The organism is Chryseotalea sanaruensis (genome assembly GCF_003990915.1).
GTDB classification, from domain to species: domain Bacteria; phylum Bacteroidota; class Bacteroidia; order Cytophagales; family Cyclobacteriaceae; genus Chryseotalea; species Chryseotalea sanaruensis.
Window position 1 is genome coordinate 327863 of the sequence record NZ_BHXQ01000003.1, and the last position, 12525, is coordinate 340387.

General features: G+C 40.9%; 6 protein-coding genes. All 6 read right to left on the bottom strand.

Translation table 11 applies throughout. The annotated features are described in order from the left end of the window. Positions 1-52 precede the first annotated feature (52 nt). Positions 53-2221, bottom strand: a complete 2169-nt coding sequence (locus SanaruYs_RS09390) for a S9 family peptidase (protein WP_127122296.1) — start codon at positions 2219-2221, stop codon at positions 53-55. A 59-nt stretch (positions 2222-2280) separates the two neighbouring features. Beyond that, on the bottom strand, positions 2281-8940 hold the full coding sequence (locus SanaruYs_RS09395) for an Ig-like domain-containing protein (RefSeq protein WP_127122297.1): 6660 nt from the start codon (positions 8938-8940) through the stop codon (positions 2281-2283). A gap of 60 nt (positions 8941-9000) precedes the next feature. Beyond that, complete coding sequence (locus SanaruYs_RS09400; RefSeq protein WP_160118625.1) at positions 9001-9903, bottom strand: PorP/SprF family type IX secretion system membrane protein; 903 nt, start codon at positions 9901-9903, stop codon at positions 9001-9003. A 150-nt stretch (positions 9904-10053) separates the two neighbouring features. Then, complete coding sequence (locus tag SanaruYs_RS09405) at positions 10054-10881, bottom strand: hypothetical protein (protein WP_127122299.1); 828 nt, start codon at positions 10879-10881, stop codon at positions 10054-10056. Continuing rightward, the gene (locus SanaruYs_RS09410) at positions 10878-11447 is read right to left on the bottom strand and encodes a hypothetical protein (protein WP_127122300.1); all 570 of its coding nucleotides are present in this window, start codon (positions 11445-11447) and stop codon (positions 10878-10880) included. The genes SanaruYs_RS09405 and SanaruYs_RS09410 overlap by 4 nt, the downstream gene beginning before the upstream one ends. Then, on the bottom strand, positions 11380-12522 hold the full coding sequence (locus SanaruYs_RS09415) for a glycosyltransferase family 4 protein (protein WP_127122301.1): 1143 nt from the start codon (positions 12520-12522) through the stop codon (positions 11380-11382). The genes SanaruYs_RS09410 and SanaruYs_RS09415 overlap by 68 nt, the downstream gene beginning before the upstream one ends. Positions 12523-12525 lie beyond the last annotated feature (3 nt).

A 12525-nucleotide genomic window follows, 5' to 3' on the forward strand; every position in this document is an offset into this window, starting at 1 on the left:
AGGAGAGGATGAATGTCGAAGCTTAACTAAATGATATTGCATTTTTTATATGCTACTCCTTTATTCCCGCTAAATCCAGAATGAAAGCATACTCTTGCGCTTGCTCTTCATATACTTTAAAGCGACCGCTCGCTCCACCATGTCCTGTTTCCATGTTAGTGCGCAAAAGCAGCGTGTTATTGTCGGTCTTCATTTCGCGTAACTTAGCCACCCATTTAGCTGGCTCCCAGTATTGCACTTGTGAGTCGTGTAAACCTGTTGTAACAAGCATATTGGGATAGTCTTGTGCCTTTACCTGATCATATGGCGAATATTCAAGCATGTACATATATGATTCTACATCATCCGGATTTCCCCACTCATCCCACTCACCCGAAGTTAGCGGAATAGTTTCGTCCATCATGGTGCTTACCACATCTACAAAAGGAACTTCTGCAATAACACCTTTATATAAATCAGGGCGCATGTTTACTATAGCACCCATTAATAAACCGCCTGCACTACCACCATTGGCAAACATTTTATCTGTACTTGAATATTTTTCTGCAATCAAATGTTCTGTACAGTCAATAAAATCGGTGAAAGTATTTTTCTTTTTAAACATCTTACCATCTTCATACCACTGGCGACCCATTTCTTGTCCGCCACGTATGTGAGCAATAGCATACACAAACCCACGATCTAATAAACTTAAACGGGTACTCGAAAAAGTTGGGTCAGTACTTGAACCATAAGAACCATAGGCATAAATCAAACAAGGATTTTTACCATCTTTCTTAAGTCCTTTTTTATATACAACTGACATCGGTATCTGTGTGCCATCATCAGCGGTAGCCCATATCCGTTCAGTTACATAATTGGCAGGATCGTAACCACCCACCACTTCATTCTGCTTCAATAAAGTAGCTTGCTTAGTTTTCATATTGTAGTCGTAGGTAGAAAACGGTGTTGTCATAGAAGTATAACCATACCTGAATAGATCAGTATCAAAATCGCGGTTAACCGATGAGTAAACTGTGTAGGCTGTCTCACCAAAATTCAAATAATGGCTGTTGTCTGTCCGTTGATCAATTATGCGGATTAAGGTGCTTGCTTTTGCACGCTCACTTAAAACCAGATAGTCCTTAAACACATCAATACCTTCAAGCAAAGTGTCAGTGCGATGTGCTATTTTTTCTTTCCAATTGTTTTTATCAGTTTTCACTTCAGGAGTTTCCATTAAGCGAAAATTGAGCGCATTATCATTGGTAACCACAAAGAATTTATCCTGAAAATGATCGATTGAATATTTGTGATTTTTTTCGCGCGGTGTAAATTCCCTGAATTTACCATCAGGTTTATTCGCTTCCAGAATCTGATAGCTATCTGTAGTGGTGCTGTTTGAATAAATAACAATATACTTCTTCGACTTTCCTTTATACACACCGATGTAATAGGTGTCATCTGTTTCTTCAAATACACTTACATCTTTAGACGGATCAGAACCAAGAGTATGTTTCATAATCCAGCGAGAGCGTAGGGTAACGGAATCCTTACGGGTATAAAAAAGTGTCTTATTATCATTAGCCCATACTGCGTAACCTTCAGTATTCAGAACGGGTTGACCAATGATCTTCCCTGAGCGTAAATCTTTTACATATACGGTATAACGTCTGCGACTTACTGAGTCTTCGGCAAACACAAGCAAGTTATTGTCTTCACTTACGCTAACACCACTAATCTGATAGTAAGCATGGCCTTTGGCCATATCATTGACATTCAAAAGCACTTCTTCCTGAGCTTCTAGTGACCCTTTTTTACGACAGTAGATAGGATATTCCTGCCCTTGCTCGTAGCGATTGTAATACCAATAACCATTGCTTTTATAAGGAACAGACTCATCATTTTGCTTGATTCGTCCAACCATCTCATCATAAAGCTTCTTTTGTAAAGCCTCTGTGTGGCTGGTTTTAGCTTTCAGATAATCGTTTTCAGCGGTGAGGTAAGTCAACACCTTTTGTGTCTGTTCATCCTTCTCTACTGCGTTTTTCTGCTCATCACTCAGACGCATCCAGAAATAGTTATCTACTCGCTTATGTCCATTTGAAGTAACTTCAAATGGTTGTTTCTCGGCCACTGGTGTGGGGATGTCTTCTGTCTTCTTTTCGCTGTTACTGCTGCAGGCCGTGGCAACTACAATGAGTGCCAGGGCTGCATACATTTCAATAGAGGATAAATGCATATAAGGTTATTTATGCTACAATCTAAAGAGGAGAAAGGAAAAGAGAAAGAAGAATTACATTAACGTTTAAGGTATAAATAGCCACTTTTGCCTGAACGTCCGGAATTGAACTCTATTTTGTAAAAGTAGGTACCTGTTGGCAGCTCTTTTCCTGAATTGCTCAGTCCCCTGAAAACCTTTTGGTCATTATCGTAATCAGCAACGCTGAATACTTCATCGCCCCAACGGTTATAAACGGTTACTTTATTCTTTGATGTCTCCGGCAAACTGTTAATATACTGAATAATGAATGTATCATTTAATCCATCGTCATTTGGCGAAAGGGCATTGTAAATCTCGACATCACCTACTACCTCAATCTCTAATTGTTGCTGCGTGCAACTACCCTCCTCGTCACATACCTGTATAATTAGTCTGTCTATGCCTGTAAAACTTACATTCACGTAATCTATCTGAAGGTTACCATTTTCAATGCTAGCCAAGGCACCGCTCTCTGGCTGTGAAATAATTTGCAGTGTACTTAGATCGAGATTATCATCCGGATCGGTAAGTAAGGAAAGCAGATTAAAAGTTAAGACACTGCCAACTTGTGTTGACAAAGGAGTAGTATCAATAGCAGGGGGTTGATTGTTACAGTTTCGAAGTGTAGTCACGACCGGCTCGGAAAGAGGGCTAGTACAGGTATTTGCATCTGTAATACTTACAGTAAATGATCCTGCTGTGTTTACATCTATGCTTTGCGTTGTTGCTCCAGTTGACCATAAGTAGCTGGCAGCCATAGGAGCATTTAATGTTAACGTTTCTCCATCGCAAAAATCAGCACTCCCTGAGAATTGAATTATCGGTTGAGCTGGTATCGAATTAATGGTGGCTGTAACAGGTACGCGTACACTTTCACAAATTCCATTAAGAAGTGACACATAATATATTGTACTTGATGTAAGAAGCGGTGTAGTGAAGGTAGTTGCAGTTTGTCCTGCCAAAGCAGTACCCCCAGTCTCATTCTCATACCATCTGTAATCACCATCCAATCCTCCGGACGCTGATAATAAAAGTGAAGATGTTCCACAAGCTGCCGCATCAACCACTACCGGTAAGGCAGGTGTATTCACAATCTCTGCTACCACTGGTGTTCTGGCACTTTCGCAAGTGCCGGTGTTAACCGATACATAGTACGTTGTAGAAGTGTTTAATGCTGGTGTTGTATAACTGTCATTATTTTCTCCGGTTAAAGCAGTTCCGCCTGAAGACGTTGTGTACCACCTGTATTGCCCATTGGTGCCACCAGTCGCTGTAAGAACAAGTGAACCATTATCACATACTGATTCACCTGTGGTGACAGGAGCATCTGGAACTTCTATAACAGTGGCCGTTACCGATACTCTGCTACTTTCACATACGCCATCATTGATCACTGCGTAATAGGTAGCATCATTAGTTAATGCAGGTATTGATAGTGTGCTATTAACTGCACCGGCAATAGCAACTCCACCACTGGCTACATCGTACCACCTGTATTCACCATCAACAGCACCTGAAGCAGTAAGTACGGCAAGACTTCCTTCGCATACTGTAACTCCACTAACTGCGGGCGATACAGGAATACCAACCACCTGTACTTGCCTTGTTTCAAAGTATGAACAGGAAGAGACTGCATCTACATAAGTATATTGTAGTAAATGCTGACCAATACCAGCGTTTGCAGAATTGAAGGAACCACCAGTGACACCTGCACCTGTAAATGTTCCTCCCGTTGGTGTAGTTTGTGTCTGCAGATCACTTATCTCTCCTTCGCAATAGAGTGAGGGGAATTGAAAATCGAAAGTCGGTTCTTGTGTTATGGTTAAGGTTGTACCGGTTGAAAATAATGCACATCCTCCGGAAGCACCGGTAATTCTAACCTGGTAATTGCCTGTTTCCTGAGCCTGATAGGTTGAGCTAGTAGCACCAGGAATAGGTTGTATGTCTTTGAACCATTGTAAATTATAACCCAACTGCGATGTGCTTAACGTTATCGGTGTTCCACAACTGCTTACTTGTCCATCTACAACTGTAAATGTTGGCTGTACGGAAGTAACGATTTGCAGGTCTGCTCCATTATCGGCACTAAGTTCGTTGGGATTACTTGCACGCACACGCAAGCGATAACCCACACCTTCTGTTAAACTTGCGGGAAGATTTGATGTAATGAAACCGGTGCTGTTGGTTGTACTTTGTGTTCCTAATATCAATGGTGTTGCAAAACTTCCACTGATGTCTGATAGCTCAACCGACAACACATTGCCGGCATTTAATACACCTGTAAAAACGTACGGCACATCAACCTGTTGTGAAGGACAAAAAGTAATCGCATCAAAACCCCCGATGGCCAAACCACTTGTGGGTAAAGTTGTAAAGAATCCGCGTAGTGGCTCTGAAGTATACACAGGTTGTGAGAAACCATTGTATTCGTAAATGGCTACATGATAAGTAGTGCCTGGAGCCAGGTTAGTAATGGTAGCTGTTGTGTTAGTGCCACGTAGAATGAGTCTGTGATCCACAGCCAATACTCCTGCTGATGAATAGTTAGTGCTCGCAGTACCATGTGTACTCAGGTTGGTTGGCAAAAACGTTACTGGCTGATTCGGGCGGAGTACCACTATGCGACCATTGCCGTTGCCGATTGTCCAACTTAGGTTGATGGAGTTACTGCCTATAGAATTATAGAGCAAAGAAAAAGTAGGAATAGTCGGAGTGGCTGATGTTTCAACCATTTGATTGATGTAGGATGTGATCAGGTACCGCTCATTGCCTGCTGCTCCATCTAATTCAAAAACAGCTACCCCATATGATTCGTTAGGCTCCAGACCGGTAATATTAAGTGAAGAACCTGTTGTTAGCGTTGTCACAAAATTTCCACTACCTATTTCTGAACCAAGACCAAATGCTGCGGGTGTGTAGGTTGTCAGGTCGGTGGGAACAGCATCTACCAATCCGCCCTTGCGTAAAACAATCAAACGTCTGGTACCATTACCTACACTAAAACTCAGCGTAAATCGATCGCCATTTACACTTCCCACATTTAAATTTTTTGGAGCCACAGAAGGACGTGGTGCAGTAGTGAAGGAGGTGCGTCCGACAACACTCGTTAAGTACACTTTCCCATTGGAGAAACCATTGTACTCAAATGCTGCAAAATGATAGGTGGTACCCGGTTGCAGGTTGTTCAGTATAAAATTATCGCCAGCGCCATCGTATACTCCATAGTTTCCACTTCCCAAGTCTGCACCCAAGAAGTTATTAGTGTTATAATCCGTCAAATTATTTGGCACAAAATCAACTGCTGAACCCGCCTTAGCTACGATTAACCGCCCTGTTCCGCTTCCGTTGGTCCACGTTACCTGCATACTGTTGCCAATAATATTATTAGCAAAAAAGTTTGAGGTAGTCACTACAGGGCCTGAGAGTGTGGTACTGCTGGCTGTTGCAGCTGTAGCTGACAACTGATAGAATGCACTGGCGCCACTGCCATTATACTCTACAATTGCAAAATGATAAGTGGTAGAGGGTTGTAAATTACCAATATTAAAAACTGCACTAGTAGTTGCTGCTACTACAAAATTTCCTCCTCCCAAATCTGAACCGCTTCCGAAGTTGCTGCTAGCTGTGTAGCCGGTAAAATCTATAGGCCAGGCATCCACTGCACTATTAGCTTTTACAATCAACATGCGTGATAGTCCGTCACCCCGCGTACAACTTAAAGAAATTGAGTTACCATTGATATTGCTAAAGGAGAGATTGGAGGCAGGCACAATGGGCTTGGCTCCTACGTTAACTATCCCAGTCAGTGGATCACTTGTTCGGTACACTGGTTGCGAACCTCCGTTGTATTCTATCACAGCCACATGATACTCACCTGGTGGGATGGAGGATACTGATACCGAAGTACCCGTGCCATCATAAACAATTTTAGCTGAGCCCAAACTAGGCGCACTCGTATAATTAAAATTAGCATTGTAATTTATCAGATTGGCAGGCATATCCTGCACAGCTTGACCCTCGCGTATAAGTACAATACGTGCATTCCCGTTTCCATTTTCCCAATTCACCGTCATGGTATTAGCGGTGATGTTTGAGAATGAAATATTGGTTGCCTGTAAAGTTGGTGCAGACAGTGTGCTCTGACTTCCGGTAAGGGCATCAGCACTATTCATATAAATACGTTCGGTGCCCGTACCATTTGTTTCTATGATTGCAAAATGATAGGTCTGCCCAATAGCCAGATTACCAATGAATGTTGATGAATTGCCTGTTACTTGCGCATCGTTTTCTATCACATAATTACCATTGCCTAAATGCGCAGCTGCATTACCAAAATTTGGATTGGCAGTATAGGTTGTAAAGTCTGTTGGAAAAACATCAACGGGAGCGCCTTCTTTAGCGATAACGATTCGACCAAATCCATTTCCTGTAGTATAGCTAAGCGACATACGATCGCCCTGCATGCCTGAAAATGTGAGATTGGTTGGAGCAACGGTAGGCAATCCAAGGGTAGTAAAAGAACCAATACCCGGATCAACCTGCTTATATACAGGTGCAGTAGAACCATTATATTCAAAAACAGCAAAATGATATGTGGTATTTGGTTGCAAGGCTTGAACGGTGAAGCCAGTCCCAGTACCCTCATACAAAATTTTGGAAGTACCCAATGACTGCGCCACACCAAAATTTGCACTTGCAGAATAATTCACCAGGTTAACAGGCATATCTGTTACGGGCGATCCGGCTCTGGCCAGTACGAGGCGACTGGTACCATTGCCTGCTGTAAACGCTATTGTTGCATTGTGTCCTGAAATATTGGTAAATAACAGACCACTTGCAGAAGTGCCAGGCGGTGAAAGTGTAGACCCTTGCCCGGTTAGCACAAGTGTAGACAAAGTCTGATAAACAGTATTAGTAGCAGCACCATTATATTCAAATACTGAAATATGGTAAGTAGTAGCAGGGGTAAGCCCTGTTATGGTTAATGAACTGCTCGTCATATCACCTACCACAAATGTATTGTTGCCTAAGTTATCACCAAGACCAAAAGCAGCATTTGCATTGTAGTCTATACCATCTACTGGTGTCCAAAGTACCGCCTCGTCCTGTCTGGCTACCACCAGACGATTGGTTCCGTTACCACGTGTAAGACTAATCGTAAAACGGTCGCCCTGAAAAGATGAGGTAGTAAAATTAGTACTGCCTACAGTAGGTGCACCACTAGTGGTAAACGAACCCACAAGCGCATTACTTACATCAAACACAGGTGTAGATGGGCCATTGGCCTCGACTACTTTATAAAAGTACTGTGTGTTAGGTTGCAAGTTTATTATGTTCACCGTATTACTTGTGTTAAAATAAACCACCCTCCCATTAGTGCCCACAGTCGAGCCAGAACCGAAAGAGGCATTGGCTGAGTAGTTAGTATAGTTTACAGGGTTATCGGGTGAAGAGCCTGATTGTAAAATTACCAATGAACGCATACCGTTACCGCGCGTCCAGGTAAGTGAAGCCGTGTTACCTGTTGTAGTAGCAACTAAATCTGTTGAGCCTATTGTGGGCGGGGATAATGTAGTACCACTCCCTGATAGCACACCAGTTGTATTATACTGTGTAGAAAACGTTGTGCCATTAAACTCATACATCCTTAAAAAATAGGTGGTACCAAACACAAGACCATTTATAGTAACGTTGGTACCTGTACCCTCATACACAACAAAGTTCCCGGCTCCAATAGAATTACCTGAACCAAACGTAGCATCGGCATCATAATCAGTTCCATCAGCCGGCACTCCTGCTCCATTAAATGTTGCACTCAAGCTTGCTACAACTAAAATTTTTCCTCCGTTGCCCCGTGTCCAGTTAGCTCGAAAGCGACTACCATCTAAATTACTAACTGTAAAATTAGTAGCTGCCACAGAAGGAGTTCCTTCGGTAGTAAATGATCCTGTCAATGATGAGGTTAAATCATAAACTGGTGCCACTGATCCATTGCTTTCCACTACTTTATAAAAGTAGGTTGTGTTGGGTTGAAGGCTGGTAATGTTAACGGTATTATTAGTATTGAAATAAACCACCCGGCCGCTACCCAACGCAGAACCTGATCCGAAATTTGAACTGGCTGAATAGTTTGTATAATCTACTGGGTTGTCAGGTGCACTACCTTCTTGCAAAATAATAAGAACACGAGAACCGTTGCCACGAGTCCATGTAAGTGAAGTTGAATTGCCTGCAGGTGTGGCAACCATTGCTGTAGAACCATTTGTAGGCTTTGATACTGTGTTACCACTGCCTGACAATAATAAGGTAGTGTAAAGAGTGCCTGCTCCAGTTCCGTTAAATTCAATTATCCTAAAATAATAAGTTGTGTTTTGTACAAGTCCTGTAACAGTAACATTTGTAGCAACTCCCTTATATACAACAAAATTGTTTGTGCCTACCTGATTGCCAATTCCAAATTGAGCATTTTCTGTATAATCAGTTCCATCTACAGGAGTTCCTTCATCATTAAAGGTAGGGCTCTCACTCGCTATTACTATTACCTGACTTCCATTACCACGTGTCCAGTTAACACGTAACCTATTACCATCGTTATTGCTGACAGAAAAATTAGTAGCCCCGGTAGTCGGTGCCTGTGCAAAAAGTAAATCTGCTGTAAAATATATAACGATAAAAAAGAATAATATTAATAAACGCATGATATGGAATAGTTTAGAGAGGGGTATAAACAATTCATGACATAAATGTCATTTACTCAATTAGAAATTACTCAAAGAACGCTCGTGAAAAGAAAGCACAGAAAGTAAAACACCAAAAGTAATCTCGTGTGTAGTTACGTTACTACCTACTGATTTATTAGTGGGCAATTCAAAAACATAACCAAAACGATATTGCTCCTTCAACAGGGTTTGAACCAATAGTCCATACGTATTAAAATTGCGGGTAAACAATCCTGCCGTATGAATACCATTCAGGTTAACATTAAAGGCCAGATCAACTGAGGCTGGTGCGCCTTTTACACCACGAAATAATAGTGAAGGCTTTAACCGTATTTTGCTGGTTAAATAATGCACATACGATCCTGCCAGATAATAATGTTGATTGTATAACTCAAACTCCTGACCTCCATTTTCAAATTTGGATGGCATCAATCGTGGAACTGAAAGCCCAATAAAATATTTTTCACTTTTTAAAATTGCTCCTGCGCCAATGTTTACACGCGTACCTCTTTCACCTCCTACAAAAGCATTGTCTCCGGGATCAAAAATATTAAGCTCAGAAAAATCAGTTTGGTAATTCTGGATACCGGCCTGCATACCAAAACTCAACATCTGATCTTTAAAGTTGATCTTATATGAAGCCGAAAAATTAGTTTCTGTATTTGATATGTTCCCGATTTTGTCTTGAATCACCATTACACCAACACCTAGTTTATTAGCCATGAGTGATGAGTGAGCGCTGACATTAACCGTTGTTGGTTTTCCTTCAAGTCCTACCCACTGCGTTCTGTAACCCAGCATGGCATTGAAGTTATTATTCAAGCCTGCATAGGCTGGGTTAATCAACAAAGGATTTAACATGTATTGCGAATAGAGGGGGTCTTGCTGTGCCTGTAGGCAGTAACTTAACAAGAGAAAGCAGCAGGGGAGCAATTTCTTCATATACCAAAGATCATAATAATTGAGTGAGACAACATCACATGAATATGCGATGCAGTTTAACGGACATTTTTGCAAATGGTTTGCAATTGTTAGCACCATTTAGGCACTTAGCGCTTGATTCATGAAAATCAAACGAGATTACCACCACATTTACTTCGTATTTAATACTCTGGCTCGCCACACCTGATCATCGTACTGTCGTGGAAATGGAATCAGCGTGGCTTTACTCAGGAATGGTTTTATCTGTTGCATGGTGTTAAAACCGGCTCCTGTAAAAATACGCGTTGCCAGTGGGAACCAGTCTGCTGCCGGAAAATAACGTATACAGACCCCGTTACTTACTTCAATGCATTTGTCACTTATAACTAAAAAATAAGCCTCGCACTTTTCTTGATGCGCTGCTGCAACCGCGTATTGCAATAAAGATTCCAGTTCATCTTGATTAAAAGAATGTACTACCAGCCACAAAGGCTTATCCAATGGCACATTAAAAGCTGCTGGATTAACTGACTCCGGAAGTGGATATGCCAAAGTTAGCGGATCAATTTTTCTCGAAATGTTCCTTACAAAATACAGGTGTTCATCTTCCAATTCCTCTAATTGATAGACAACCTCAAAACCTAACCTCATTTTTTGAACATGATGCTTGTAGTTCTCCCACTTCAATCGTCTGGCCAGATAGTACACCGGATAATCTACCTTAGGCCAAACGGCAAATTCGCCTAGTAAGCCATGAGGAAAGCTATCTATATACAATTCATGGATACTAAGTCCGGGTAATTTTTCATCTATAAACGATTTCCATGACTGATCATAATCATCCGGTGCAACAAAGATCACCTTTGTTTCAGTAAAAAAAGTATAGACCAAGGGATTAGAAGTAATGATTGTGTAATCCTCAATCGCAAATTGTTTAATAAAAACAGAGGTACGGAACAAGTGCCCCATACCTCCCCCCATTACATAAAAAAGTGTCACCTACCCTTAGCTTTAAGTTCAGCCATCAGAATAAACTTCTCCATATCTTTTAGTTCTTCAATTAATAGTAAAGCAGGAGCCAGCGATAAACCTGCACCTCGTGTTGTGTAAGCGTCATTTACCTGAAACCATTCTGCTTCATTATTCATTCTTAACTCTGTTACCAAAGCATCATTTCTTTCCAATTTGATTTTACCTTCGTCTCTCAATTTAATTTCATAGGCATTGCTCATTTCTTCATTATTGGCAATTTTAATTTTATCATCGTAAAGTTTTACCTTCCAAAGCAGTTCTTCACGATAGTCTCTTAATTTAAAACCATCATCTGAATATTTAACAGCGTATTGCATTGTATTGCCTGCATCGTAATATTTTCTTTTCTCTTTTTTAAAAATACCAGTCAGCGAAAGTTCAGGTGTATCAATAATAACCTCTCCACCTACACTAACGGATGCGAGTTGTTCACGCTTAGCATCATGTACCGAAAATTTAGCAGACTCACTGGCCGGATTGCAACCTGAGACTACTGCTACTAAACCCAGGCAGAGTAGCGATAATTTTTTCATAAGCATCTGTTTCATGTTGATTGGTAAATTTAGTTTCAATGATATTTTTTAAATCACTCCCCCATTTTAATCGTTGGATTATTTCTGCATTCAAGAAAGTTGAAAGCACATGTCGACAATCCTTATGGTCGCCCGGTTCAAACAAAAGTTCATCCGTTACACCCTGCATTAAATCCTTCATTCCATCAATCTTAGCCGCCAAAACAGGAATACCCAGGGCACTCGCTTCTAACAATACATTGGGCATACCATCATAATAAGAAGGAATAGCGACTGCATCGCAACACAAATAATATTTTATCAATTCAAAACGATCCATAAATGAGAAGTGAGAATAGCTTAAGGCTGAACTTATCAGCATTTCCTGCATCTCTTCTCCTATTTCGCCAATCAATAATAAATGAAATTCGTGATTTCGTTCCAGCGATAATAATGAACGCAACAAAAGATCAAGACCCTTTTTTGCCTTCAATTGACCAAAAACACCAATACAAACTTTTCCATTTGTGTGCTCAGCACGCCATGCTTTCGCCATACTTATTTCACTAGGACTGGGATGCCATGAACTTAATGCTATTCCATTAGGAACATAGCTAACTTTAACATCAGGAAAAAGTTTTGATAGCTTTTGCTTTTTATCTCTGCTTACTACACAAACATGACTTGAGGCAAGTAAGGCGTCCTGCAACAGATCTCGCTTGCGTGGTGTAAATATAGCTGCATCAAAATCATTTCCTCTTAACATTGTAACCAAAGGCAAGCCCATCCATTTAGCATAAACAGGTGCAGCCAGCACTGGTAAATATCCACCAAAACAAATCAGCAAATCATAAGTTTGTCTTTCTATATAATTCCATGTAAGATTCAAAGTATGCGCTTCACTATCTTCAAAAGGAACACTGATGTAAGCACCGTTAATTTGTTGGGTAGTTTTAATCAAACCTGTTCTACTAGCAAAATGAACAACATCGATAACGTAGTCTCTTTTTCTAAGTCCATCCACTATCCTGTCGCAGGATTGCGACATACCACCGCGTTGAGGAGGATAATTTTCTGTAAGAAAACAAATTTGCATAAA

Coding starts and splice junctions, on each gene's coding strand:
- SanaruYs_RS09390 (WP_127122296.1), bottom strand. CDS start 2,221: ATGCATTTATCCTCTATTGAAATGTATGCAGCCCTGGCACTCATTGTA.
- SanaruYs_RS09400 (WP_160118625.1), bottom strand. CDS start 9,903: ATGAAGAAATTGCTCCCCTGCTGCTTTCTCTTGTTAAGTTACTGCCTA.
- SanaruYs_RS09395 (WP_127122297.1), bottom strand. CDS start 8,940: ATGCGTTTATTAATATTATTCTTTTTTATCGTTATATATTTTACAGCA.
- SanaruYs_RS09410 (WP_127122300.1), bottom strand. CDS start 11,447: ATGAAAAAATTATCGCTACTCTGCCTGGGTTTAGTAGCAGTAGTCTCA.
- SanaruYs_RS09415 (WP_127122301.1), bottom strand. CDS start 12,522: ATGCAAATTTGTTTTCTTACAGAAAATTATCCTCCTCAACGCGGTGGT.